At 61.7% G+C, this 25,760-nt stretch carries 23 protein-coding genes and 2 tRNA genes; 8 read left to right on the forward strand and 17 right to left on the reverse strand.

The genetic code is table 11. From position 1 onward, the window contains the following. Positions 1–95: 95 nt before the first annotated feature. The gene (locus ACXJKE_RS11665; RefSeq protein WP_457280732.1) at positions 96–941 is read left to right on the forward strand and encodes an IclR family transcriptional regulator domain-containing protein; all 846 of its coding nucleotides are present in this window, start codon (positions 96–98) and stop codon (positions 939–941) included. 105 nt (positions 942–1,046) lie between these two features. Here the strand turns inward: ACXJKE_RS11665 and ACXJKE_RS11670 are convergent, their stop codons facing one another. The 8 genes from ACXJKE_RS11670 to ACXJKE_RS11705 all read right to left on the reverse strand — a co-directional run bounded on the left by ACXJKE_RS11670 (position 1,047) and on the right by ACXJKE_RS11705 (position 8,944). After that, positions 1,047–1,802, reverse strand: coding sequence for an ABC transporter ATP-binding protein (locus ACXJKE_RS11670; protein ID WP_457280733.1), 756 nt, complete (start codon positions 1,800–1,802; stop codon positions 1,047–1,049). Next, the gene (locus ACXJKE_RS11675) at positions 1,799–2,551 is read right to left on the reverse strand and encodes an ABC transporter ATP-binding protein (protein WP_457280734.1); all 753 of its coding nucleotides are present in this window, start codon (positions 2,549–2,551) and stop codon (positions 1,799–1,801) included. The genes ACXJKE_RS11670 and ACXJKE_RS11675 overlap by 4 nt, the downstream gene beginning before the upstream one ends. Beyond that, positions 2,544–3,566, reverse strand: a complete 1,023-nt coding sequence (locus tag ACXJKE_RS11680; RefSeq protein ID WP_457280735.1) for a branched-chain amino acid ABC transporter permease — start codon at positions 3,564–3,566, stop codon at positions 2,544–2,546. The genes ACXJKE_RS11675 and ACXJKE_RS11680 overlap by 8 nt, the downstream gene beginning before the upstream one ends. Before the next feature lie 148 nt (positions 3,567–3,714). After that, positions 3,715–4,578 carry a branched-chain amino acid ABC transporter permease gene (locus ACXJKE_RS11685; RefSeq protein ID WP_457280736.1) on the reverse strand — a complete coding sequence of 288 codons (864 nt, stop codon included), beginning with the start codon at positions 4,576–4,578 and terminating at the stop codon, positions 3,715–3,717. Between the two features lie 8 nt (positions 4,579–4,586). Further along, positions 4,587–5,213: a LysE family translocator gene (locus ACXJKE_RS11690; protein ID WP_457280737.1), complete on the reverse strand. Its 627-nt coding sequence runs from the start codon at positions 5,211–5,213 to the stop codon at positions 4,587–4,589. Positions 5,214–5,395: 182 nt separating this feature from the next. Beyond that, entirely contained in the window at positions 5,396–6,583 is a 1,188-nt protein-coding gene (locus ACXJKE_RS11695) for an ABC transporter substrate-binding protein (protein WP_457280738.1), read from the reverse strand. Positions 6,584–6,778: 195 nt separating this feature from the next. Then, positions 6,779–8,356, reverse strand: coding sequence for a benzoate-CoA ligase family protein (locus tag ACXJKE_RS11700; RefSeq protein WP_457280739.1), 1,578 nt, complete (start codon positions 8,354–8,356; stop codon positions 6,779–6,781). A 96-nt stretch (positions 8,357–8,452) separates the two neighbouring features. Continuing rightward, the gene (locus ACXJKE_RS11705; protein WP_457280740.1) at positions 8,453–8,944 is read right to left on the reverse strand and encodes a flavodoxin domain-containing protein; all 492 of its coding nucleotides are present in this window, start codon (positions 8,942–8,944) and stop codon (positions 8,453–8,455) included. A gap of 134 nt (positions 8,945–9,078) precedes the next feature. Between ACXJKE_RS11705 and ACXJKE_RS11710 the strand changes: the two genes are divergently transcribed. From ACXJKE_RS11710 to boxB, 3 genes are all read left to right on the forward strand, one after another. Next, the gene (locus tag ACXJKE_RS11710) at positions 9,079–9,975 is read left to right on the forward strand and encodes a helix-turn-helix transcriptional regulator (RefSeq protein ID WP_457280741.1); all 897 of its coding nucleotides are present in this window, start codon (positions 9,079–9,081) and stop codon (positions 9,973–9,975) included. 13 nt (positions 9,976–9,988) lie between these two features. After that, the gene (gene boxC, locus ACXJKE_RS11715; RefSeq protein WP_457280742.1) at positions 9,989–11,692 is read left to right on the forward strand and encodes a 2,3-epoxybenzoyl-CoA dihydrolase; all 1,704 of its coding nucleotides are present in this window, start codon (positions 9,989–9,991) and stop codon (positions 11,690–11,692) included. Between the two features lie 127 nt (positions 11,693–11,819). Next, positions 11,820–13,244 (forward strand): benzoyl-CoA 2,3-epoxidase subunit BoxB, encoded by a 1,425-nt coding sequence (boxB, locus tag ACXJKE_RS11720; protein WP_457280743.1) that lies wholly within the window; start codon positions 11,820–11,822, stop codon positions 13,242–13,244. A 108-nt stretch (positions 13,245–13,352) separates the two neighbouring features. On the opposite strand, the gene ACXJKE_RS11725 is transcribed toward boxB, so the two are convergent. After that, a complete protein-coding gene (locus ACXJKE_RS11725) occupies positions 13,353–13,739 on the reverse strand; it encodes a DUF488 domain-containing protein (RefSeq protein ID WP_457280744.1) in 387 nt (128 codons plus the stop codon). A gap of 155 nt (positions 13,740–13,894) precedes the next feature. Between ACXJKE_RS11725 and ACXJKE_RS11730 the strand changes: the two genes are divergently transcribed. Continuing rightward, positions 13,895–13,971, forward strand: a tRNA-Pro gene (locus ACXJKE_RS11730). A gap of 116 nt (positions 13,972–14,087) precedes the next feature. Here ACXJKE_RS11730 and ACXJKE_RS11735 read toward each other — a convergent pair. Then, the gene (locus tag ACXJKE_RS11735; protein WP_457280745.1) at positions 14,088–14,531 is read right to left on the reverse strand and encodes a response regulator; all 444 of its coding nucleotides are present in this window, start codon (positions 14,529–14,531) and stop codon (positions 14,088–14,090) included. A 239-nt stretch (positions 14,532–14,770) separates the two neighbouring features. On the opposite strand from ACXJKE_RS11735, the gene ACXJKE_RS11740 reads away from it, so the two are divergent. Further along, positions 14,771–14,847: transfer RNA gene (locus ACXJKE_RS11740), tRNA-Arg, on the forward strand. Between the two features lie 358 nt (positions 14,848–15,205). Here the strand turns inward: ACXJKE_RS11740 and ACXJKE_RS11745 are convergent. Further along, positions 15,206–15,910: a glutathione binding-like protein gene (locus tag ACXJKE_RS11745; protein ID WP_457280746.1), complete on the reverse strand. Its 705-nt coding sequence runs from the start codon at positions 15,908–15,910 to the stop codon at positions 15,206–15,208. 56 nt (positions 15,911–15,966) lie between these two features. Here ACXJKE_RS11745 and ACXJKE_RS11750 point away from each other — a divergent pair, with 56 nt between their 5' ends. After that, positions 15,967–16,653, forward strand: coding sequence for a hypothetical protein (locus tag ACXJKE_RS11750; protein ID WP_457280747.1), 687 nt, complete (start codon positions 15,967–15,969; stop codon positions 16,651–16,653). 90 nt (positions 16,654–16,743) lie between these two features. On the opposite strand, the gene ACXJKE_RS11755 is transcribed toward ACXJKE_RS11750, so the two are convergent. The 5 genes from ACXJKE_RS11755 to ACXJKE_RS11775 form a co-directional block, all read right to left on the reverse strand. Then, the gene (locus ACXJKE_RS11755) at positions 16,744–18,003 is read right to left on the reverse strand and encodes an acyl-CoA dehydrogenase family protein (RefSeq protein WP_457280748.1); all 1,260 of its coding nucleotides are present in this window, start codon (positions 18,001–18,003) and stop codon (positions 16,744–16,746) included. Positions 18,004–18,052: 49 nt separating this feature from the next. Continuing rightward, positions 18,053–19,144, reverse strand: coding sequence for a phosphotransferase (locus tag ACXJKE_RS11760; protein ID WP_457280749.1), 1,092 nt, complete (start codon positions 19,142–19,144; stop codon positions 18,053–18,055). Between the two features lie 21 nt (positions 19,145–19,165). Next, complete coding sequence (locus ACXJKE_RS11765) at positions 19,166–19,891, reverse strand: Crp/Fnr family transcriptional regulator (protein ID WP_457280750.1); 726 nt, start codon at positions 19,889–19,891, stop codon at positions 19,166–19,168. 139 nt (positions 19,892–20,030) lie between these two features. Next, the gene (locus ACXJKE_RS11770; RefSeq protein ID WP_457280751.1) at positions 20,031–20,810 is read right to left on the reverse strand and encodes an oxepin-CoA hydrolase, alternative type; all 780 of its coding nucleotides are present in this window, start codon (positions 20,808–20,810) and stop codon (positions 20,031–20,033) included. Between the two features lie 160 nt (positions 20,811–20,970). Further along, on the reverse strand, positions 20,971–22,491 hold the full coding sequence (locus ACXJKE_RS11775) for a 3-hydroxyacyl-CoA dehydrogenase (RefSeq protein ID WP_457280752.1): 1,521 nt from the start codon (positions 22,489–22,491) through the stop codon (positions 20,971–20,973). Positions 22,492–22,547: 56 nt separating this feature from the next. Between ACXJKE_RS11775 and ACXJKE_RS11780 the strand changes: the two genes are divergently transcribed. Then, complete coding sequence (locus tag ACXJKE_RS11780; protein ID WP_457280753.1) at positions 22,548–24,683, forward strand: type IV pilus assembly protein FimV; 2,136 nt, start codon at positions 22,548–22,550, stop codon at positions 24,681–24,683. Between the two features lie 69 nt (positions 24,684–24,752). On the opposite strand, the gene ACXJKE_RS11785 is transcribed toward ACXJKE_RS11780, so the two are convergent. After that, on the reverse strand, positions 24,753–25,760 hold the full coding sequence (locus ACXJKE_RS11785; RefSeq protein WP_457280754.1) for a D-2-hydroxyacid dehydrogenase family protein: 1,008 nt from the start codon (positions 25,758–25,760) through the stop codon (positions 24,753–24,755).

The following is a 25,760-nucleotide window of genomic DNA, read 5'->3' on the forward strand; positions in this document are numbered from 1 at the left end:
CCCCATGCGAGAAGGTTATGCGGCTGCGTGCGCCGTGCCCAGCGCGTGGCTGCGGCTTTGCACGATGTCCGGCTCACTTGTGCGATGATCGCGCAATGGTCACTTCAAAAACCGTTTCGAAAACCGGCACTTTCCCGATCGCCAAGCCCGACATGATTGAAGGCATGGCCAAAGGCATGGCCGTGCTCGAGAGTTTTGACACGCAGCGCCAGCGCCTGAACGCCACGCTGGCAGCGGAACGCGCGGGCATCACGCGGGCGGCCGCGCGCCGCCACCTGCTCACGCTCACGCACCTGGGTTACCTCGAAACCGACGGCAGCTATTTCTGGCTGGCTGCCAAGGTGCTGCGCTTTTCAGGCAGCTACCTGGCCACCGCGCGCCTGCCGCGCGCTGTTCAGCCCGCGCTGAACCGGCTGGCCGCGCAAACGCAGGAGTCGTTTTCCGTCGCGGTGCTGGACGGCGACGAGATTGTCATCATCGGCCGCAGCGGTTTTGAGTGGAAGTCACCGGCAGACAGCGGCAGGGCGGCGCCGGCGCGCGTACTGGCTTACGGCTTGCACCTCGGTGCGCGCCTGCCGGCGCATGCGACTTCCACCGGGCGCGTGCTGCTGGCTGCCAAAACAAAAAGCGATTTCAATGCCTGGCTGAAGGCCAGGACCGACACAGGCAACCTGGCCCGGCTGACTCTGCACACGACGACCGACCCGCGCAAACTTCGCGCGCTTGTTGACCAGGTGCGGCTAGACGATTACTGCGTGGCCAGCGAAGAGCATGAGCTGGGCGTGCATGCGCTGGCCGTGCCGCTGCGCGATATGCAGGGGCATACGGTGGCCGCGCTCAATGTGGTGTCGTCGCCGCAGCGGCTGCGTGCAGACCTGCTGCAAAAAGAACTGCTGCCGCTGTTGCTGGATGCAGCGCGCGAGTTGCGGTCACTGCTGTAGGGTGCCCGGTTTTAATAAGAAATCAGGCTCGAAGGCAATAGGGACGGGCGCAGCAAGCTATTAAAATGATAGCCATTGCCGGCATGGCGCAGGCGCGCCGGTAGCCTAAACGCCCAGATACTGGGCCAACAATTCCGGCCTGGCATGCAGCTCGGCCGAGCTGCCTTCAAACACCACTTGGCCCTTGACCAGGATCACATTGCGGTCGGTGATCTGGGTGACGTGTTTCCAGTTCTTGTCGACGATCACGCTGCTGATGCCGGTTTCGCGAATCAGGCCGCAGATGCGCCAGATGTCCCGCGCAATCAGCGGCGCCAGGCCTTCGGTGGCTTCATCGAGGATCAGTACGTCGGGGTTGGTCATCAGCGCGCGGCCGATCGTCAGCATCTGCTGCTCGCCGCCCGAAAGCTGCTGCCCGCCGTGGTTCAGGCGTTCTTTCAGGCGCGGAAAGGTCTCCAGCACGCGCTCGTAGGTCCAGTCGTTTCTGCGGCCCACGCCGTCTGCGGCGCTTCCTGGTCTGCCGGCGCGCGCCGCCATCTTGAGGTTCTCGGTCACGCTGAGATTGCCGAAAATGCCGCGGCCCTCGGGCACATAGGCGATGCCGAGGCGGGCGATTTCGTAGGGCGGGGCGCCCGTCATGGGCCTGCCGTTGATTGCGACCGAGCCCGAGCGCGGTTTGACGAGGCCCATGATGCTTTTGAGCAGCGTGCTCTTGCCCATGCCGTTGCGGCCCATGAGGCCTATGGTCTCGCCGCGTGTGACGTGAAAGTCTATGCCGCGCAGTACGTGGCTGGCGCCGTAGTAGGTGTTGATGTCCTGGGCGGCGATCAGGATGTCAATTTGTTTTTCTGGCGTGTTCATGAATGCTCCTCGCCAAGGTACGCGGCTTGCACACCGGCATCCGCACGGATCTGCGCCGGCGTGCCGCTGGCGATCACCTGGCCGTTGACCATCACCGTGAGCTTGTCGGCCAGCGTGAACACCGCGTCCATGTCGTGCTCGACCAGCAGGATGCCGTGGTTTTTCTTGATGGCCAGCAGCAGGGCGACCATGCGCTCGGCCTCGGCCACGCCCATGCCGGCCAGCGGCTCGTCGAGCAGCAGCACCTGCGGCTCGGTGGCCAGCGTCATGGCGATTTCGAGTTGACGCTGCTCACCGTGGCTGATAGTGCCGGCGATGCTGTGCTTGCGGTGTTGCAGGCCGGCCAGTTCCAGCGCTTCTTCTGCGCGGGTGTTGACTGCCGCGAAGTTCGTGGCGCGCTTGAGCCAGTGCGCGGCATGCGGCGCACGCGACTGTGACGCCAGCCGCACGTTTTCCCAGACGCTGAAAGGCAAAAAGATGTTGGTCTTCTGGTAGCTGCGGCCCAGGCCCTTGCCCGAGATTTTTTCGGGTGTCCAGCCAGTGATGTCGTGCCCACCCAAAGTGACCGTACCCGAGGTCGGCGGCAAGTCGCCCGAGAGCAGGTTGGTCAGCGTGGATTTGCCGGCACCGTTGGGGCCGATGACGGCGTGAATGTGGTTGCGCCAGAGATCGACCGATACGTCGTTGACGGCAGCCAACCCGCCGAAGCGTTTTGTCAGGTTCTTTGCACTGAGGAGGACTTCACTCATGGCCGGCCTCCGCCTTATTCTTGCGCTGGGTGAATTTTTCGACCAGGCCCAGGATGCCGCGCGGCGCAAACGTGACCAGCAGCACGATAAAGAGGCCCATCCACAGCTGCCAGTGCTTGCCCAGGTTGACGCTGCCGATTTGCGGCAGGTCCTTGAAGACGTGCAGCAAATACTCAAAGGCGAACGCGCCAACGATGGCACCGGCAAAATTGCCCATGCCGCCCAGGATGACCATCATGATGGCATGCGCGCTCATGTGAAAGCCCATGAGCTCGGGGTTGATGTAGCCCGTTTGCGCACCCCACAGGTAACCAGCCAGGCCCGCCAGCGCGCCAGCCAGCGTGAAGGCCGAGAGCTTGTAGCCGAAGGTACCGAAGCCCATGGCGCGCATGCGGTGCTCGTTGACGCGTATGCCTGCCAGCGTACGGCCGAAGGGGCTCCAGAGCAGGCGCCGCAAGAAGGCGTAGACCAGCAGCACGGCCGCGAGCGTGAAGTAGTAAAGCGTGATTTTCTTGTCGAGGTCGAAGGGCACCCAGCCGAAGATGGCTGCGCTGGGCTTGAAGTTGATGTACAGCCCATCGGAGCCGCCCAGCACCTTGTTGTCGAAGAAGAGGTAGAACACCATCTGCGCAAACGCCATGGTGACCATGATGAAGTAGATACCGTGGGTGCGCACCACGAAGAAACCGATGATGAGTGCGGCAAGGCCCGAGGCCGCCACGGCCACTGGCAAAGTCCACCACAGGCTGACAGGCTCGCCGGCAGGTGTCAAAAAGGCCAGCGCATAACCTGCCAGGCCGAAGTAGGCTGCATGGCCCAGCGACACCAGCCCGGTGACACCTTGCAGCAGGTCCAGGCTCATGGCAAAAATCGCCATGATCATCATGCGCGTGACCATCTGGGTGTAGAAGTCGGTGCCGACAAAAGGGAAGGCGATCAGCGCGATGAGGCCGAGCCCAAGCGCCACCTGCACACCGCGCGGCAGGATTTCGAGATTGGATTTGGCTGAACTCATAGCGCTTTAGCCGATAACTGAACTGGATGTGTGGAGGCTTTTCCCCTCCAGGCCGGGGCCGCGGAACCGGCTTTGCCGGGCCGCAGGCGCAGCGCCCCCTCGGGGGGCAGCGCAGTACACGAAGTGACAAGCGTGGGGGCCATGGAATTCATTGTTTAAAGAGTCCTTCTGGTTTCCACAAAAGGACAGCCGCCATCAACATATAAACCAGCATGCCCGCCATCGAAGGCAGCAGCACCTTGCCAATGGTGTCGACCAGGCCGACCAGCAGGGCCGAGATCAGCGCACCGCGCACCGAGCCGATACCGCCAATGACCACCACCACAAAACACATGATGAGGACTTGCGAACCCATGTTGGGGTAGACGCTGGCCACGGGTGCGGCGATCATGCCGGCCACTGCGGCCAGGCCCACGCCCAGCGCGAACACCACGGCGTGAATCAGCTTGATGTTGATGCCCAGCGATTCGGCCATGTCGCGGTTAAAGGCGCCGGCGCGTATCTTCATGCCCAGGCGGGTTTTGGAGATCATGAAATAAAGGCCCAGTGCCAGCGCGATGCAAACACCCGACATAAAGAGGCGGTAGACGGGGTAGGAGAGGTTGTCGGTAAGCGGAATCGAGGCGCCCAGCAAGTCGGGAATCGTGACGCCATGGACATCGTCGCCCCAGAGGATGGAGCGCACTTCTTCAAAGATATAGATCAGGCCAAAGGTCAGCAACACCTGGTCCAGGTGGTCGCGCTGGTAGAAGTGCCTGAACAGCAACCACTCCAAAGCCAGGCCGAAGGCGACCGACAGCACCGCGCCCAGCACGATGGCCAGCGTGAGGCTGCCCGTCAGCGTACTGAGCGACCAGGCCAGGTAGGCGCCCAGCATGTAGAAACTGCCGTGGGCCAGGTTGACCACACCCATGATGCCGAAAATCAGCGTGAGGCCGGCGGCCAGCATGAACAGCAGCAGGCCGTACTGGACGCTGTTGAGCAACTGGATGAGGAAGTTGGCGAGATCCATAAATCCGATTAGGTGTGACGGCGTGTGAATAACAAGAGGCTGCCCATCAGGGTGAATAAACCGCCGGAGACGCGGTTAAACCAGCGCACGGCCCGGCTGGATCTCAGCAGCGGTGCGATGCGCGCCACGCCCAAGGCGCAGCCGGTCAGCACGGTGAACTCAAACGCCATGAAGGTGAGGGCGAGGATGGCGAATTGCGGCACAAAGGGCGCGGCCGGATTCAAAAATTGCGGGAAGAACGCGGCAAAGAACAGGACCGCTTTGGGGTTGCTGGCGCCGACCAGGAAGCCGCGCAGGAAAAACGAACGGCGCTGGGCTGGTGCTTCACCTGCGGCAGGATCAAAGACAGCCGCTTCACTGCGGAAGGTCTTGATCCCCAACCAGATCAGATATGCAGCGCCAATCACCTTGGCTACGGTAAAGGCGGTTTCAGACGCCGCCAGCAACGCGCCTAGTCCCATGGCCGACAGCAGCATCACACACAGCACCGCGCTGACGCTTCCAGCCACCGAAGTCATGGCCTTGCGCGGACCATGGTTGAGCGCATTCGTCATGCACATCAGCATGGTCGGGCCGGGTGTGAGGATCAGCAGGGCGACTGCTGCGACGTAGAGGAGGTAGGTAGTGAGCGTCATGGTGAGGATGCTACAAGACAGAAAGCACACCTCATACCAGTTTTACCTAAGAATGAGGCGGGGCGGCCCATGTGACTTCATACCAGCATGAGCCGCGGGACTGGCTTTGCCAGACCGCAGGCGGGCGGCCCCCTCGGGGGGCAGGGAGCTACACGAAGTGAGCGACCGTGGGGGCCACGTCTTCAGGCCATCTTGCAACCGGCGCCTGAGTCGGCCAGCGCCTTGGCTGCCACACCAATCACCTTGTTTTCCTTGTTCTCGACCACGCGCAGGTACATGTCCTGCACCGGGTTGTGCGACGGGCTCATGGTCCATTTGCCGCGCGGGCTGTCGATGACGGCGCCTTCCAGGGCCTTGTAGAGCGCCGGCTTGCTGCTCAGGTCACCCTTCACCGCGTTGGCGCCCTGAATCAGCAGCAGGCCGGTGTCGTAGCCCTGCACGGCGTAAACGTCGGGCTGTAGCCGGAAGGTCTTGGCGTAGCTCAGGCGGAACTGGCCATTGCGCTGCGTTGGCAGCGAGTCGCTGTAGTGCATGGTCGTGATGATGCCGTTGGCAGCGGGGCCGGCGGCCTCGAGCACGCCTTCGGTCAGGAAGCCGGAGCCGTACAGGGGAATCTTTTCCTTCAGGCCCGAGGCGGCGTAATCCTTGATGAATTTGGCCGCGCCGCCGCCGGCGAAGAAGCAGGCCACGGCATCTGGCTTGAGTGCGGCGATTTCGGTCAGCAAGGCCTGGAATTCGACTTGCGGGAAGGGCAGGCCGAGCTCCTTGACGATGGTGCCGCCCGCGGCGGTATAGCTTTCCTTGAAGCCTTCAAAGGCCTCGTCGCCTGCGGCGTATTTCCAGGTGATCCACACAGCTTTTTTGTGGCCGCGGTCGACCATGGCCTTGCCCAGCGCGCGCGTGGGTTGCGAGTTGGTGAAAGACGTGCGGAACACATTGGGCGCGCACAGGCTGCGCGTGGCGGCATGCACGCCGGCGTTGGGGATCAGGCTCAGCACGCCGGAGTCGCGGGCGACTTTCTGGATGCCCATCTGCACGCCCGAGTGCACCGTGCCGACGAGTACGTCGACCTTGTCGCGTTGCACCAGTTTGTTGGCGTTCTCAATGCCTTTGGATGGCTCGGACTCGTCGTCGACCTTGAAGTATTCGATTTCGCGGCCGCCGAGTTTGCCGCCTTGTTCGTTGATGGCCATGCGAAAGCCGTTTTCAATGGCGACGCCGAGCTGGGCGAAGGTGCCGGTATAGGGCAGCATGAAACCCACACGCACCTTGGCGGACTGCGCACGCACGATTTCGGGCAGCAAGAGGCCGGTGGAAGCGGCACCGATAACGGCAGCACTGCGGGTCAATACAAGTCGGCGTGAAGTCATGGAATAGCTCCTGGTTGAGACTGAAGACAGTGAGACGAATAGTAAGCGTGCGTTGTGTATGCAGCCCTAGTGTAAAACCCGAGATTGAAGATTAAATTGTTTATGCCTAAAGCAATACCCGTGCCCGATTCGCGCATTTTCTGACCCTCCGGCGCAGGGTATTTTCCGGATGCCTGCTTCCCGGGGTTTTCCATGTCAGTGCGGCTGGCGCAGCTTGAAGCGCTGGATCTTGCCGGTGGCCGTCTTGGGCAGCTCGTTCACAAATTCAATCCAGCGCGGGTATTTGTAAGGTGCAAGCTGCAGCTTCACATGGGCCTTCAGTTCGTCTACGGTGGCGGCCTGCCCGACCTTGAGCACCACATAGGCCTTGGGCTTGACGAGTTCGTCGGCGTCGGCCACGCCTATCACCGCCACTTCCAGTACGGCGGGGTGCGTCATCAGGCAGGCTTCGACTTCAAACGGCGAGACGTAAATGCCGCCGACCTTGAGCATGTCGTCGCTGCGTCCGCCGTAGGTGTAGTAGCCATCAGCGTCGCGGGTGTACTTGTCTCCGCTCTTGGTCCATTCGCCGGCAAAGGTGGCTTTGGTTTTGGCGCGGTTGTTCCAGTACATGATGGCCGCGCTGGGCCCGCTGATCTGCAGCTCTCCGATTTCCCCGTCGGCGCATTCACGCCCGTCGTCGCCGATGATGCGCAGCCCGTAACCCGGCACGGCCTGGCCGGTTGTGCCGTAGCGCACCTGGCCGGGACGGTTGCTTAAAAAGATGTGCAACATCTCGGTGGAGCCGATGCCATCCAGGATTTCGCAGTCGTATTGCGCAGTCCATTTTTTCCCGATTTCAGCGGGCAGGGCTTCCCCGGCGCTGGTGCACACGCGCAGGCGCAACTCGGACTTCGCCGGCCGGGCCGGATCGGCCAGCAGGGCCGCATACAAAGTGGGCACGCCATAAAAAATCGTGGGCTGGTATTTTTTGAGCAACGCAAACACGTCAGCGGGCGTGGGCCGCGCGGGCAGCAACACCGTGGTGGCACCCACACTCATGGGGAAAGTCAGCGCGTTGCCCAGGCCGTAGGCAAAAAAGAGCTTGGCGGCGGAATACACCACGTCGTCTTCCCGGATGCCCAGCACGCCGCGGCCATACAGCTCGGCCGTCTGGATCAGGTGGCTGTGCAGGTGTACGGTGCCTTTGGGTGCACCCGTCGAGCCGCTGGAATAAAGCCAGAAGCAGACGCCGTCGGCGCAGGTGTCTGCTATGGTTTTGGTAGCTGGTTGCGCACGCAGGACGCCGGCCAGCGTTGGATATGACGGGGACTCTTCAATGCCGGCGACGATCACGGTTTTCAGCGTGTCCATTTTCTCGAGCAGCGGCTCAAAGGCCGGGAGCAGGGCATTGGAGACGACAAGGCCTTGCGCCCGCGAGTCGCGCAGCATGAACTCGAAGTCGGCAGGGGTGAGCAGGGTGTTGGCCGCCACGGGCACCACGCCCGCAAGAATGCAGCCAAGGAAAGCGACGGGCCATTGCGGCGTGTCCAGCATGGCCAGCAACACGCGGCTTTCAGGGGCAACTCCCTGGGCACGCAAGGCGTTGGCAAAACGGTGGGCCTGGTCGGTGAGTTCGCCGTAAGTCAGCGCCTCGCCGGTGGTGGCATCGATGAAGGCGGCCTTGCCCGCACGGCCGGCATTGCGCTGCAGCAGGTCGTGCGCGGCGTTGTAATTGCGCGGAATGGTTACCCGTGGCGGGCTTGCCGAATGGTCTGCGGTGCTTGCTTGCATGCTTGTCTCCAGATTGCTCTTGCTATTATTTTGGTAGCTGCTTGCGCACGCACATCAAGCGCTACGGGCCGATTTCTTATAAATTCATGATGCAGATCAAGCGGTGGCCGGGCTGGCACCCAGCGTCTGCAGTGCGCCGGTGAGCCACTGGCGGCACCACTCGGTACCTTCTGTCTCGGGCATGGTGCCGCTGCTGGCGTCGTGGCACCAGATATCGCCGATGCGCTGGGCGCCCAGGTCGGTCAGGCGTTCGTCGAACTTCTTGCCGCCGAAGCAGAAGGTCTGCATATAGGTGCGGTCGCCGAGCGCGATAACGCCGTAGCGCACATGCCCCAGGAATTGCGGGTTGGCGCTCAATGATTCGTAGAGGGCACGGGCGTTGTCGGGCACATCGCCGGAGCCGTAGGTGGAACTGCAGATGAGATAAAGTGCATCTTCCGCCTTCGAAGCATCAAAGACGCTGATGTCCAGGTTGTCCATCAGTTCGACCTCAATGTCGCTGACCAGGTCGGCACAATCCATTTGAATGGCCTGTGCAACATAGTCGGCGGTACTGGTCATGGTACCTACAAGGATTTTGAGTTTCATCAAGAAGTCTCCAAATAAAAGATGCAATAAACTGCTTGACATCAATTTAACCTGAAGTATACTGCAATTTAAACGAAATGCAACTGACAAAGCCCTGAAAGGGCGACTTTTTACACAGGTGCTTCTTGGAAATCATGTCCGAACAGGAATCGAAAGCCACGCTCAGTGAACTGGGCGCCCGTGTTCGTGCCTGGCGCGCGCGTCGGGGCATGACGCGCAAACAGCTGGCGTCGGACTCTGGCCTGAGCGAGCGCTTTCTGGCCGACGTGGAAACCGGCAAGGGCAACGTTTCAATCAATTCCCTGGAAGCCGCGGCCCGGGCGCTGAACATTTCCATTCTTGAGCTGCTGCAAGACGCGCCGCGGCCGGCTTTGGCCCGTGTGCAAGGCCTGTTGACTCGGCTGGACGACTCCCAGCTCGACCAGGCCTACAGCCTGCTTGGCAGCACCTTCGGCCTCAGCGACTCACTGGGCCGCGAGCAGCGGGTAGCGCTGATCGGCCTGCGTGGCGCCGGCAAGTCCACCTTGGGCAGCCAGCTGGCGGCCGAGCGTGGCGTGCCTTTTATCGAGCTGGACCGCGAGATTGAGCGCGAAGCCGGCACCAGCATGAACGAAATTTTGCTGCTGCATGGGCAGGCCGGCTACCGGCGCTATGAGCGTCGCGCGCTGTTCCGCATCGCCGAAGACCACCCGAATGGCGTTGTCATGACCACGGGCGGCAGCATCGTGAGCGAGCGCGAAACCTTCGATTTGCTGCAAAGCCGTTTTTACTGCGTCTGGCTCAAAGCCAGCCCCGAAGAACACATGGCCCGCGTGGTGGCCCAGGGCGACATGCGGCCTTTCGACACGACCCGCGGCGCGACCGACGAGGCGATGGAAGACATCCGCCGCATCCTTTCGAGCCGCGAAGCGCTCTATGCCCGCGCCGACGCCGTGGTTGATACCGCTGCGCGCACACTGAAACAAAGCCTCAAAGACCTGGAACGGGCCGTTCCCAAAACAACCGTCCGCGACACCGTCGAACGGGCATAACCGGAGACACCCCATGAACGCCATGACAGAACCGCTTTTATTCAAACAGGTCATCGAAGGCCAGGAGCGCGAGCTCGTGAGTTTCTCCACCCACCCCAGCAAATACCAGCACTGGACGCTGAGCGTGGAGGGTGACGTCGCGCGTCTGAAGCTGGACATCAACGAAGACGGCGGCATCATGCCCGGCTACAAGCTCAAGCTCAACAGCTACGACCTCGGCGTGGACATCGAACTGCACGACGCGATCAACCGTGTGCGCTTTGAGCACCCGGCCGTCAAGGTGGTGGTGTTCGAGTCGGGCAAGGAAAAGATCTGGTGCTCGGGCGCCAACATCTACATGCTGGGCCTGTCGACGCACGGCTGGAAGGTCAACTTCTGCAAATTCACCAACGAAACCCGCAACGGCCTGGAAGACTCCTCGCGCCATGACGGCCTCAAGGCGATTGCCTCGGTGACCGGCGCCTGTGCCGGCGGCGGCTACGAGCTGGCCCTGGCCTGCGACCGCATCATCATGGTGGACGACCGCTCTTCCACCGTCAGCCTGCCTGAAGTGCCCTTGTTGGGCGTGTTGCCCGGCACTGGCGGCCTGACCCGCGTGACCGACAAGCGCAAGGTGCGCCGCGATCTGGCCGATATCTTCTGCACGACCAGTGAAGGCGTGCGCGCCGACCGCGCCAAGGACTGGAAACTGATCGACGCCCACGCCAAGCCGCAGCAGTTTGGCGATCTGCTTGCTGCAGAAATTGAAGCACTTCGCGCACAGTCTACAAGGGCTACGGGCTCAAAAGGCATTGAGCTCACACCGCTGAAAGCAGTTATTGATGACGCCGGCTATCACTACAGCCTGGTTAACGCGCAGGTCGACCGCGAAAAGCGCATTGCCACCATCACGGTAAAAGCGCCAGCCGCAGCCATTGAGTCCACGCCCGATGCCATCGAAGCCGCAGGCGCCAACTGGTACCCGCTGAAATTGCAGCGCGAACTGGACGACGCCATCCTCAACCTGCGCACCAACGAACTGGAAGTCGGCACCTGGGTCATCAAGACCACCGGCGATGCCGGCCAGGTGATCCGCATGGACGAAACGCTGGCCAAACTGAAGGACCACTGGCTGGTCAAGGAAACCACGGGCGCGCTGCGCCGCACCCTGGCCCGGCTGGACGTCACCAGCCGTTCGCTGATTGCGCTGGTCGATGCGGGTTCGTGCTTTGCCGGCACTTTCTACGAGCTGGCCCTGGCCTGCGACCGCATCTACATGCTGGACTTGCCCGATTCACCAGATGCCGCGCCTGCACTGCAACTGAGCCCGGCCAACTTCGGCTGGTTCCCCGCCGTCAATGGCCTGACACGCCTGCAAACCCGATTCTGCGAAGACGATGCCACCATTGCACAGTTGCAAAAACTCGGCGACAGCCCGCTGCGTGCCGACCAGGCGCTGGCGCTGGGCCTTGTGACTTTGACGCCCGATGACATCGACTGGGAAGACGAGATCCGCATCATGCTGGAAGAGCGCGCCTCGCTCTCACCCGACGCCATGACCGGCATGGAAGCCTCGTTGCGCTTCCCGGGGAAAGAGACGATGGAGACGCGCGTGTTTGGGCGGCTCTCGGCCTGGCAGAACTGGATTTTCATTCGTCCGAATGCGGTGGGTGAGGACGGTGCCTTGAAACTTTTCGGCACGGGCAAGAAAGCCAAGTTCGACTGGAAGAGGGTGTAACCCCCCGAAGCGCCTGCGGCGCCTCCCCCAGGGGGCGCCACCTGCGGCCCGGCAAAGCCGGTTCCGCGCTGGCACTGGTACTGACATTGCTGCTGCCGCCTCGCAACTTATTTGATGGAAGAACGCCATGAGCTCAATAGATCTGCAAGCCCTCATCCCCAACAACGTCCACCTCGGCGAAAACCGCCAGCTCCAGCGCGCGCTCGAGCACTGGCAGCCCGCCTTTCTCAACTGGTGGGACGAGATGGGCCCCAGTGACTTCAAGGCCAAGGAAGTCTATTTGCGCACCGCCGTCGGCGTGGATGCATCAGGCTGGGCCAGCTACGGCTATACGCCCATGCCCGACTACCGCTGGGGCATCTTTTTGGCTGACAAGGAAGAGGGTCGCAAGATCGGCTTTGGCGACCATATGGGTGAAGAGGTCTGGCAGGACGTGCCCGGCGAATACCGCTCGACCTTCCGCCGCCTGATCGTGACGCAGGGCGACACCGAGCCGGCCTCGGTCGAGCAGCAGCGCCTGCTGGGCCACACTGCGCCTTCGCTGTATGACCTGCGCAACCTGTTTCAGGTCAACGTTGAGGAAGGCCGCCACCTTTGGGCCATGGTGTATCTGCTGCACGCGCACTTTGGCCGCGACGGCCGTGAAGAAGCAGAAGAGCTGTTGATGCGCCACAGCGGAGACGCCGACAAGCCGCGCATCCTGGGCACCTTCAATGAGCCCATGGACAACTGGTTGTCCTTCTTCATGTTCACCTACTTCACCGACCGTGACGGCAAGTTCCAGCTCAAGTCATTCGCTGAATCCGCTTTCGACCCGCTGGCCCGCACCACACGCTTCATGCTGACGGAAGAAGCCCACCACATGTTTGTGGGTGAAACCGGCGTGGGCCGAGTCATCAAGCGCACGCTGGAGGTGATGAAAGAGCTGGATACCGACGATGTCGCCACGCTGCGCAAAGCCGGCGTGATTGACCTGCCCACGGTGCAAAAATTCATGAACTTCTGGTTCACCTCTTCGCTGGACCTGTTCGGCTCGGAAGCGTCGTCCAACGCCGCCAACTACTTCAGCAATGGCATCAAGGGCCGGCCGGACGAAGCCAAGTTCGCCGACCACGTGGAGCTCGAAACCGAGATGAGCATCGTTGTGCCGAACGGGCAGGGCGGTACTAAAAACGAGACGATTTCAACCCGCAACGGCATGAATGAAATCACGCGGCTCGAATACGTCAAGGACTGCAATGTCGGCGTGACGCGCTGGAACATGGGCATCAAGCGCGCGGGTGTAGACTTTGAGCTGACCCTGCCCTCGACGCGTTTCCGTCGCGAAGTCGGCGCTTGGGCCGGCAACTTCACCGATCCGCTGGGCAATCCGATCAGCGCCGCCGATTTCGAGGCGAAAAAAGACCAGTGGCTACCCACGCCGGCCGACACGGCGTTTGTGAAAAGCCTGATGAACCGCGTGACCGAGCCCGGCAAGATGGCGGCCTGGATCGCGCCGCCTGATCGCGGCATTAACGCGAATCCACTTGAGTATGAATACGTCAAACTCTAAGGGTGTGGTTTAAGCCAAGTCGGGGCCGCGGGACTGGCTTTGCCAGACCGCAGGCGCAGCGGCCCCCTCGGGGGGCAGGACGCTACACGCAGTGAGCAACCGTGGGGGCTAACCAATCCTGCCGCCGCGCTCCTTGAGGAGGTCCCGCAGTAGCGAGCGGTGGCAACGCGCCTCGTTCTCGCAGTAGCAACCCATCGCGAAATTCGTCTGGTGCGACAGCGCCGCGAGCAAGTCCAGGTTGCGGCTGGCATCTGGTTCGTTCATTTCAGCCCGGTATTTCTTGCTGAAGGCTGCCCAGTCCTTGTCGGAGTTAACCGACTGGCCCAGTTTCATGGTTTCCACGCTGGGCGCCAAATTGGGGTACCACACGTCATACCAGTTACCGGATGCAAACTCCGTTTTGGGTATACCGCGCGGTGGCCGGCGCACCGTGCCTATGCGCAGTCCCTCGCCAGCGGTGCGTGTCGTACCCAGCCTCACGATCTTGATGGCCATGGCAGTCTCCTTTGGGGTGCGATTTTGGCAGGCTTTGTTTGGAAGCGCCCGCGGGTACTGCCAGCCTTATGGAACGTGCTGGCCCCCGTAGCGTGGAGAAAAGTTGGGGCCGTGCGTGAAAGTGAGCCAAGTTCGGGCTATAATCTTGGACTTGTCGGAGTGTGGCGCAGTCTGGTAGCGCACCTGGTTTGGGACCAGGGGGTCCAAGGTTCGAATCCTTGTACTCCGACCAAAAATTCCCAGCAAAAAGCCCACCTATGTGGGCTTTTTCATGCCTGTTTGCGGAGGCGTCTCGCCAGTCCGGCCTTGGCAGTCCTCAGGACCTCAGGCCCACCAACGGCGGCGTTTTCAGGGCTTGAGCAAGGACCCAAAGTTGGATGTGCGCCAGTATTCGCGCACCTGTTCCAGTTTTTCCTGAAAATCCCGAAAGTGCAGCGGCTTGCGAACGTAGCTGTTGAGCCCGCCCTGGAGCTCTTTCACCACCGGGGAATATTTGGATTCGGACGTCAGGAGGATGACGGGTACAAAGAAGGTGCGGGGGTCGGCCCGCATGCGCTGCATGACTTCCAGCCCGCTGAGGCCGGGTAAATTCAGGTCCAGCATGACGAGTTCGGGCGGATGGTCGTTGGTCCGGTTGCTGTAAGCACCTTCGCAGAAAAGGTATTCCAGGGCTTCCGAGCCGTCGCGGGCAACGATGATTTCATGGTCCGCACCGTTTTCCTGCAACGTCACCATGGTGAGCTCGACATGGGCAGGGTTGTCTTCCACCAGCAGCAGGATTGGTCGGGTCATGTGCGTGCCTTTGCGTTTCTTTCGTGTAGACAATATACCCCTGACAGGGAGCCAGCCATAGGTGAGTCATTGCGGTGTGTGAGAACCACAACAAACCACTGAGTCCGAATCACCGCGTGCCGGACATGTCCGACCCTGTTGCCCGGGGTATCCGGCAGGCGTTTGAAGGTATGATTCGCGACGAACTGAATCCTGCAGTTCGCACGTTTGCGGCTCCGCCGCGCTGACACACATACAGACTGCCCGTAGCTCAGTTGGATAGAGCATCAGCCTTCTAAGCTGAGGGTCGGGGGTTCGATCCCCTCCGGGCAGGCCAATCGACCGCTTCAAGCTACTGCGGACCCGTGATCAAAGCCAATACGTTCCTCGCGATCCTCACGTACCCGGAGGTACGTTCCGGTCGCTGCGGTACGGTTTGGCTTTGCTGACGGGCCCTCGCTACGCTTGCTATCGGTCGATTTTCTTGTCTGGGCTTCAGCCCGATGCGCTTTTATCCTCACGTACCTGAAGTACGTTCCGGTTCTTCCGGTGCGGCTCGGACTTGCTGACGCGTTCTCGTTACGCGATCTGATCCCAAATCGGGAACAACGCTGCGGTACCCCTCGCTACGCTTGCTATCGGCCGGTCCCAAAGCGGGGCAGTGCACTGGCAAGGCGCCGGCTACGAGCCTGAGCTCAACGCTTTTCGTACTGCGTCTTGCCAAACAGAATTTCCCGCGCCTTGTCGTCGGTGATGGGTCTGCGCAGATCGGCCAGCACTTTGACGCCGCGTTGTACAGCGGGGCGGTCGCTGATCAGGTCAAACCATTTTTTAAGGTGCGGGTAATCGGCCCAGTCGATGCCGTGGTTTTGCCAATTGCGCAGCCAGGGGAAGATGGCGATGTCGGCGATGGTGTATTCATCGCAGGCGATGAACTTGTGGGTGGAAAGCTGCTTGTCCATCACGCCGTAAAGCCGCTTCGTTTCATTCGTGTAGCGGTTGATGGCGTAGTCGATTTTCTCCGGCGCGTACTGCCGGAAATGGTGGGTTTGCCCGATCATGGGGCCGACGCCGCCCATCTGGAACATCAGCCACTGCAGCACCTGGAATTTGAGGCGGTCGCTTTTTGGCAAAAACTGGCCGGTTTTTGCGGCAAGGTACAGCAGGATGGCGCCGGATTCAAACACCGGGATCGGCTTGCCGTCGGGGCCGACCGGGTCAACGAGCGCAGGAATCTTGTTATTCGGGCTGATAGCCAGAAATTCGGGTTTGAACTGGTCGCCGGTGCCGATGTTGACTGGAATCGCCCGCCAGTCCCGATCCAGCTGCAGCCCGCATTCTTCCAGCATGATGTGGACCTTGTGGCCGTTCGGTGTGGGCCAGGAGTAAACATTGATCATTGGCGCTTCCTTGGACTAACATGAGGTTGCTGCACTTTAAGAGAAAAGCCAAAACCATGTTTGAGCGGTTGAAGAAAGTCTTTGTCGGGGGTAAGGGGGATGCGGGCGACGCCGGCGCCTCTGACGATGCCGTGTCCGAGTGGGCCGGTACCCGCGGCTTTTCTTATACCGGCCTGGGGGAAGGCAAGGGTTTCGCCCTGAAAGGTTCCGTGAGTGGCAAACCCTGGAAGATGGAGCGTGGCCGGGCCTCGCGCGACTACATCCGCGGCGAAGAACTCCGCGCCCGCGGTGAGATCAAGGTCAACGACGACGTCACGGTGCTGGTCATGAACCGGGCACTGAAGGATTCACTTGAAAAACGTGCTTACCAGGCCTATACCGACACCCTGCAGACCACCGCAGACCTGAGCATGCCGGAAGAGGTGCGCTGGCTGGCCATGTATTCGGAAGTAGGTTGGGAAAGCCTGCCCAAGCCGTTCTGGCAGCGCTACGCAGTCATGGCAGACCAGCGTGTGCATGCGCAGGCCTGGCTGGACACCCACCTGGTCGACTTGCTGATGAACTGGCCGGAGCCATCACCAGATGCGCAAGTGCCTTTTATCCTGATGATTCTGCGCGGCAAGGCTTACCTGCGCATGCAATACACCCCCGCCGACATGCCGACGCTGGAACATGCGGCCCAGATCTTCACGAGCGCCTGCGAATCGGCCATTGCAGGCCTGTCCAACGACATCACGCTCTGATCGCATTGCCATTTTCAGGGTGAAATTGGCACTTTAGCCGTATGGGGTGAGCGCGAGTAGCTATTGATTTAATAGCAAAATTTGGGTGTATCAGCCGCCACGCGTGATGGGCATCTCGACTTCGCCGGGCATCAGCAAGTGCTTGGCCAGCTCAAGCTTGGCCAGAGAAGCTCGATGCACCTCGTCCGGGCCGTCGGCCAGGCGCAGGGTGCGCTGGCTGGCGTAGGCATAGGCCAGCGGGAAGTCGTCCGACACACCGCCGCCGCCGTGGGCCTGGATGGCCCAGTCGATGATCTGGCAGGCCATGTTGGGCGCCACCACCTTGATCATCGCGATCTCGGCCTTTGCAACCTTGTTCCCAACGGTGTCCATCATGTAGGCGGCTTTGAGCGTCAGCAGGCGGGCCTGCTCGATCATGCAGCGGGCCTCGGCGATGCGTTCGTGCCAGACCGACTGGCTGGCGATGGGCTTGCCGAAGGCGACGCGGGTATTGAGGCGTTTGCACATCAACTCCAGCGCACGCTCGGCGATGCCGATGCTGCGCATGCAGTGGTGGATGCGTCCGGGGCCAAGGCGCCCCTGGGCAATTTCGAAACCACGGCCTTCGCCCAGCATCAAATTGGCGGCGGGCACGCGCACATTGGTCAGTCGCACTTCCATGTGGCCGTGCGGGGCGTCGTCATAGCCGAATACCGACAGAGGGCGGATGACCTCGATGCCGGGCGTGTTGGCGGGCACCAGGATCATGGATTGTTGCTCGTGGCGGCCGGCGTCGGGGTTGGTTTTGCCCATGACGATGTAGATGGCACAGCGCGGATCGCCCGCGCCGGATGACCACCACTTGAGGCCGTTGAGGACGTAGTTGTCGCCGTCGCGTTCGATACGGCACTGGATGTTGGTCGCATCAGACGAGGCGACCTCGGGCTCGGTCATCAGGAAGGCAGAACGGATCTCGCCCTTGAGCAGCGGATCCAGCCACTGGTCCTTGTTGGCTTCGGAGCCGTAGCGGGCGATGGTTTCCATGTTGCCGGTGTCGGGCGCCGAGCAATTGAACACCTCGGCCGCGAAAGGCACGCGGCCCATGATTTCGCACAGCGGCGCGTATTCGAGGTTGGACAAACCTTCAGGCGCGCGCGGCGAGTGCGGCAAGAACAGGTTCCACAGGCCGGCGGCACGCGCCTTGGGTTTGAGCTCCTCGACCAGCCTGGTCGGGATCCAGGCATTGCCCTTGGCACGGTTCTCGGCGATTTCGCGGAAAAAGCGGGCCTCATTGGGGTAAACATGCTCGTCCATGAACTTGAGCAGGCGCGCCCGCAGTTCCTGTACTTTTGGGGTGTAGTTGAAGTCCATGAAATCTCCAGAAAGATGTGAGGCGATGTTGTGGTGAGGCAGCGGTCGTTCAGCCCTGGCTTTTCAGGGCAAAGCCCCATGCCATCTTCGCCAGCAGCGGCGCGCCGGCGGCCGAGCTGACGGCCTGGGCGCTGGAGGCCGTGCCGGCCTCGACGCGCTTGGCAATGCCTTGCAGAATGGCCGCGATGCGAAACAGGTTGTAGGCCATGTAGAAGTTCCAGTCGGCCTTGAGCGCCTCGGGCGTGGCCAGCCCGGTGCGCTCGCAGTAAAGGCGTATGTAGTCGGATTCGGTGGGAATGCCCAGGCTGACGACATCGAGCCCACCAATGCCGCGGAAAGCGCCCGGCGGGATGTGCCAGGCCATGCAGTGGTAGCTGAAGTCGGCCAGTGGATGGCCCAGGGTGGAGAGCTCCCAGTCAAGCACCGCCAGCACGCGTGGCTCGGTGGGGTGAAAGAGCAGGTTGTCCAGCCGGAAGTCGCCATGCACGACGGACACCATGCTGTCGTCGCGCGCACTGGCCGGGATGTTGGCCGGCAGCCACTGCATCAGGCTGTCCATCTCGGCGATAGGCTGGGTGATGGATGCGGCGTACTGCTTGCTCCAGCGGCCGATCTGGCGTTCAAAGTAGTTGCCGGGCTTGCCGTAGTCGGCCAGGCCTCGCTCGGCAAACTTCACCTTGTGCAGTGCGGCGACCACGCGGTTCATCTCGTTGTAGATCTCGCCGCGCTGGGCGTTGGTCATGCCGGGAAGTGACTGGTCCCACAGCACGCGGCCCTCGACGAACTCCATCACATAGAAAGCGCGGCCGATCACGGATTCGTCTTCGCAGAGGCAATACATCCTGGGCACCGGCACGTCGGTACCCTGCAGCCCCTGCATGACCTTGAATTCGCGTTCCACCGCATGGGCCGACGGCAGCAATTTGGCCACCGGTCCCGGCTTGGCGCGCATCACATAAGAAGCGGTGGGCGTGATCAGCTTGTAGGTCGGATTGGACTGGCCGCCTTTGAAGATTTCCGCGGTCAGCGGGCCCTGGAAGCCAGGCAGGTGCTTGTCGAGATAAGCGGCAAGGGCTTCGAGATCAAAAGCGTGCCCACCCGAAACAGCCCGTGTACCGACAAAGTGATCGAAATTGCTCATGCTCAAACGTGTTGTCTCTGTTTATTTGTCAATTTCAGCTTCAGAGATGCGCATCAGGGTTGCGCGGTTGCGCACCACCAAGCCTCCCGGCTCGATCCGGATGGCTTCTTCGCGCTCCATGGATTTGAGCTCCTGGTTGACGCGCTGGCGCGAGGCGCCCAGCAGTTGTGCCAATTCCTCCTGCGCCAGCTGCAGGCCGATTCGCACCTCGCCGCTGTCCGCCAGGCTGGGCACACCGTAGCTGCGCACCAGGTGCAGCAGCTGCTTGGCCAGCCTTGCCCGCAAGGGCAGGGTGTTGAGGTCTTCCACCAGGCCGAAGAGCTGCCGTATGCGCCGCGCATGCAGGCGCAGCAGGGCTTCGTACAGCTCGACATGCTGGCTCAGAATCTTGCGCAGGTCGGCGCGCGAGACGCACAGCAGCGTGGTTTCGCCATGGGCATAGGAGTCGTGGGTGCGCCGCTCGCCGTCGAAGATCGCCACATCGCCGACCCAGAGGCCCGGCTCCACATAGGTCAGCGTGACCTGCTTGCCCGAAATCGAGGTCGAACTGACACGGATGGCACCCCGCGCGCAGGAGATCCATTCTTCCGGCACATCGCCGCGGGCGCTGATGAGTTCGCCGTCTTTGTAGCGTTTGACGTAGGCGCATCGAAGTATGTCGTGCCTCAGTGATGGGGACAGGGATGAAAACCAGCGGCCGTTGTTGATGGCCTCTCGTTCCTCTATCGTAAGAATGGGATCGTCCATGGGCTGTCTTTTGAGTGACTAACAAGACGTCCATTGTCGCTTGAGGGACCCGCCCGGCGCCAGCGGGCTGTCGCATGGGTGTCGCCCGGCCGTAGGCCTGGATTGTCGGTTGGGCAGCCCGCGACCGGCTGCCTGCCGCCTAGCGGTAGTGCGGCGTGCGCTTGTTCAGGAAGGCGTCTATGCCTTCACCCGCGTTGGCGTCGTGCAGGTTGCGCACGAAGTGATCACGTTCGCGGGTGAGCTGCTCGGTCAGCGTGCTGCCGGCTGCGTCGTTGATGAGTTCCTTGATGCTGGCCAGCGCGTTGGGTGCGCGTGCATTCAGATTGTCGGCCAGTTCAAGCGCTTGGGCCAAGGCCTCGCCCGGGGCCGCAACGCGGTTCACCAAGCCAAAATCATGGAGCCGGCGCGCGCCTATGCGTTCGCCGGCCATCAGCAATTCGCTGGCCAGCGCACGCGGCAAGGCACGCGCCAGGACCCAGCTGCCGCCGCCGTCGGGCGAGAGTGCCACGGTGCTGTAAGACATCACGAACACAGCGTTGTCCGCTGCAACGACGAAATCGCAGGCCAGCACCAGTGAAAAACCTGCACCGGCGGCAGCACCTTCCACGGCGGCGATCACCGGCTTGGGATAAGTCCGGATCGAGTCGATCCAGTTGTGCAGGCCTTCAATGCTCTGGGCTTGCACCTCCGGCGCCTCGCGGCGGTTGGCCTCCAGGCGCTGCAGGTTGCCCCCGGCGCAAAACATGGCACCTTCGCCGGTGATCACCACGCTGCGGATGTCGGGGTTGTTTTCAGCGGCATTCAGTGCCTCAATGCCCGCGGCGTAAATGTCGGGGCCGAGCGCGTTCTTGAACTCGGGGTTGCTGATCGTCAGGATAAGGGTCTGACCCTCGCTCGTACCTTTGATTGCGCCTGCCATGCTAGTTTTTCCAATGCATCGAAATAAGAAATAGGCAGGGACCAAGTCCCCGTACAGATCCCCTTGCCAGTGGGGGCCGCGGAACTGGCTTCGCCAGGCCGCAGGCGCCGCCCCCTCGAGGGGGGGAGGTGCTACACGAAGTGAGCATCCGAAGGGGGTGCTATTCCTCCTGGTGTAACAGGCTAAGGCCGATGGCGCCGCGCCGCCGTAGCCAGGGGGAAGGGCGGTAACGTTGGTCGCCATACACGGTTTGCATATTGAACAGGACTTCCAGCACATTGGTGGGGCCATAGCGATCGCCCATGGCCAGCGGCCCCAACGGATAACCCAGGCCCAGCGTGACGGCGGTTTCCAGGTCCTTCGGGCTGCAAATGCCTTGCTGGCAGATGTCGCTGGCGATGTTGACGATGGTGGCTACGACGCGCTGGGTGACAAAACCGCCACTGTCGCGGATCACGCTGACGGCCTTGCCGTCGCGGGCGAAGAGGGCGTGCGCGGCGTCGCGCATGTCGGTGCGGGTGGCCGGGTTGGTCGCCAGCACGCGCCGCTTGGTGGCTGCGTCGTCGATCAGCATGTCGATACCCACAGTGCGGGCCGGGTCCAGCCGTTCGACAACGGCGACGGTGGTGATGTCAAAGCCCAAAGGGGCCACCAGCATCAGGGCCTGTGGTGATGCGGAGGCGCCGGTTTCGATTTTGGCGCCCAGGTTTTTGAGCAGTTGCAACAGCTCCGAGCGGCGTGCAGCACGCGGCGACACCCACACCGGCGGGAGTTCGGTCACATCAGGGACGGCAGGCTCGGGCGGCACCTGCATGGCGCCGTCGGTGTAGCGATAAAAGCCTTCTCCGGTCTTGCGGCCCAGCACGCCGCCGGCCAGGCGCTGCGCCGTGATCACATTGGGACGGTAGCGGGCTTCTTCGTAGTACTGGTGGTAGATCGACTCCATCACGGGATGGGAGACGTCGAGCCCGGTGAGGTCCATCAGCTCGAAAGGGCCCAGCTTGAAGCCGGCCTGGTCGCGCAGGATGCGGTCTATGGTGGCGAAATCGGCGATGCCTTCGCTGACGATGCGCAGCGCTTCGGTGCCGTAGCCCCGGCCGGCGTGGTTGACGATGAAGCCGGGCGTATCTTGCGCCTGCACGGGTGTGTGGCCCATTTGCCGGGCGTATTGGCTCAAGCCTTCGCATACAGAGGGGATGGTCTTCAGGCCGGCGATGATCTCCACCACTTTCATCAGCGGAACGGGGTTGAAGAAATGGTAACCGGCCAGGCGGTCGGGGTGCTTCAGGTCTGCGGCGATGGCCGTTACAGACAGCGAGGAGGTATTGCTGGCCAGAACGGTGTGCACAGGTACCAGTGTCTCGAGTTCGGCGAACAGGGCTTTCTTGACCTCCAGCCGCTCCACGATGGCTTCGATGATGAGGTCGCAGGCCGCCAGGTCAGTGAGAGTGGAGGCCAGCACAAGCCGGTCTTTGTGCCCGGCTGCCGCGGCTGCGTCGATGCGGCCTTTTTCAACGAGCTTGTCCCATTGGGCGCAGATGGCTTCGCGCGCTTTTTCCGCGGCGCCTGCCTGCGCGTCCATCAGCCTGACGATGCTGCCGGCCTGCACGGCGATCTGCGCAATGCCGCGCCCCATGGCGCCGGTGCCAACTATTCCCACATTCGCGTAATTTACTTCCATGCCTGAATTATGGCTGACCGTATTTGGCAGGGTACCGTGTCAAAATTGCCCACCCCATGAAACTTGCCAAGAAGCCTGTCAAATATCTCCTTGGCGTTCTGCTGATGGGCGTTGCCGTCCACAGCATGGCCTTGTCGCTGGGGCGCATGCGCGGCGCCACCCTTGTCGGACGCCCCCTTGATGTCACTCTGTCGGCGCACCTGGACGGCACGGAAGGGCTGTCTGCAGTCTGTGTGGCGGCAGATGTGTTTTTTGGCGACAGCCAGGTTGCCCAGGACAAGGTACGCGTTGTCACGTCGCAAGGCGCTTCCGGTGAGGCACTGATCCGCATCCGCACCAGCTCAGGCGTCGACGAGCCGGTGGTGACACTCTATGTGCGTGAAGGATGTCTGCAGAAAAACACGCGCAAGTACGTGCTGCTGGCGGAAGTGGCCGGAGAAAACACCAGCCCGATTCCCGTTGTCGGCGGAGAAGCCGTGGCGACTGCCCCTCTGGTGGCGCAGATGCCTGGTGTTGTTGGCGCCGGCGGCAACGCCACAAAGGCACAGGCAGGCTCCGCGCCCTCCAGCCCGGGAAAAGCCCCAAGAGCGAGGTCCGGAAAAGTCCCGCCTGCCGGAGGCAGTGAATTGCGATCGGCTACCTCAGTTGGGTTGCTGCAGGCAACGCCTGCTGTTCGCGGGGCTGGCAAGTCCGCATCCGAGCCGGCGGGCAAGCTCCGTTCTCGCCTGAAACTTGACCCCATTGATCTGGCGGCCGAGCGCGACCCTGTGCTCCGGTCTTCGCCGGAGCTGCTGACGGAGCCCTCAACAGACGCCCAGCAGCGCGCTGCCGCCGCCGCACTGTGGCAGGCGCTTAATGCACAGCCGCAAGACATGGTGCGCGACAGCCAGCGCCTGAAATCCCTGGAAGCCGATGTTGCCGGCATGCTCGCGCGAAGCCAGAAAACCGAAAAAGCCGTGATGGAAATGCGCGGCCAGCTTGAGCAGGCGCGCGGTGAACGCTATAACAACTGGCTCGTATACGCCCTTTACGCCTTGCTGGTCGCCTCCCTTCTTGCGATCCTGGCACTATGGATACGTAGCCGACAGCAAAGCCGTGTCAGCCGGGGATCATGGTGGGGCAAAGGGTTTGCCGAAGACAGCGCGCCTTATGTGACTGAAGGTACGGGTAACACCGGGAAGGTCTTCTTGCGCAGGGCCTCAGAAGCTGAATCGGTGAGCGCCGGGCCTATGCCCGATTCGCTGGTTGATTTCGATCCCAGCGAACCATTTTTCGAGGCGCCGAAAAATACGCCGGCTTCAAGCGCCGTGGCGCGCCCAAGGGTTGCCGAATCCAGATTCCCCTCGGAATTTCTGCCTAGCCTGAGCGGTATCAGCAGCATGCCGCGGATTGTGAATGCCGAAGAGCTGTTTGATGTGCAGCAACAGGCCGATTTTTTCCTGTCGCTCGGCCGGCCCGACAAGGCTGTAGATGTTCTGCGCCACCACATCATGGACAACGTGGAAACAAGCGCGCTCGTCTATCTCGACCTGTTTGACCTCTATCACAGCTTGGGACGCCGGGAGGATTACGACGCGTTGCGCACAGACTTCAACAAGATGTTCAATGCCAAGGTGCCGGCATTCGACGAATACGCGGCGAATACGCACGATCTTGAGTATTACACGGAGGCCCTCTCGCGGATTGAGGCCCTCTGGCCAACGCCCAAGGTACTCGACGTACTTGAAGAGTCCATATTCCGCAAACCGGATTCGCGGGGAGAGGTCTTCAGCCTGGCCGCCTACCGCGAGCTGTTGCTCCTCCACTCGATCGCAAAAAGGATTGTTAGCCGGCCGCCCGGCGACGCCGAAGCACCGGTAAAACCATCGGACGCACCGTCGATTCCGACCATGCCGGATACGCTCCCAAGCGTTGCAGGCTTTGGACCCACCAGCATCCAGCCACTGTCAGCCCGGTTCCAGATCGTGGCGCCTTTGCCGTCTCCTGCCGTGGCAGGTGCAACCGACCCGACGCAGCCTCCCGCTTCCCCCCGGCTTGGCCTTGATATTGATTTGAGTGCAGGTGAGGGCGGGGACCTGGTCCCGTTTCCATCGATCGACGCTGGTGCGCGGCCGCCGCAAGCCGCTGCCAACAATCTCATCGAGTTTGACCTCGACTTTCCGGATTCTTCGGGGCCGACGCAGAAAACTTGAGCGAAGTTTGAGCCTGGCTCGCCGGGAATCCCGGGTTTACGCGCACTTGATCAGGCTGGGCGTGTCACATCAGCGCCGTACTTGCAAGGCCCCCGGGTTGACGATATTGGTGGGCGTGCCCTTGATGAAGTTGACGACGTTGTCAAACGCCGCGCCAAAGTACAACTCATAGCTGTCCTGTTCAACATAGCCAATATGCGGCGTGCAAATGCAGTTTTCCAGGCGGAGCAGCGCATGGCCTTGCAGGATGGGCTCCGACTCAAAAACATCGATGGCCGCCAGGCCGGGCCGCCCGCGATTGAGGGAGGCGATCAATGCTTCCGGCTCGATCAGCTCCGCCCTTGATGTATTCACCAGCAGGGACGTGGTTTTCATGCGCGACAGGTCTTCCAGCGTGACGATACCGCGTGTCTCTGCGTTGAGTCGCAGGTGAAGGCTCAGTACATCGCTTTGCTCAAAGAATTCGGCTTTGCTGGCCGCGACTTCAAAGCCATCGGCCTGTGCCCGCTCCAGTGATGCGTCGCGGCCCCAAATGACGACACGCATACCGAAGGCCCTCCCGTAGCCAGCCACAATTTGCCCGATCTTCCCGTAGCTCCATACCCCCAATGTCTTGCCCTTGAGGACGGAGCCAATGCCGAAGTTGGGTGGCATCGAAGCTGACTTGAGCCCTGCCTGCTGCCAGGCGCCATGCTTCAAGTGGGCTACATAGTGCGGAATGCGGCGCATGGCGGTCATCACCAGTGCCCAGGTCAGCTCCGCGGGTGCCGTAGGAGACCCAATGCCCTCGGCAACCGCGATGCCGCGTTCTGTGCAAGCCGCGACATCTATATGGCTTCCGACACGGCCTGTCTGGGCAATCAGCTTGAGTTTGGGCAGCTTTTCAATAACTTGCCGGTTGAGCTGGGTTCTCTCCCGGATCAGGACGATGACATCGGCATCCTTGAGGCGGACGGACAGCTGGCCGATGCCTTTAACGGTGTTGGTATAGACCTTGGCGGGGTAGGCCTCCAGCTTGGCTGCGCAGTTCAGTTTCCGCACCGCGTCCTGATAGTCGTCGAGGATCACAATATTCAT

It is taken from the genome of Polaromonas sp. P5_D5 (assembly GCF_054049435.1).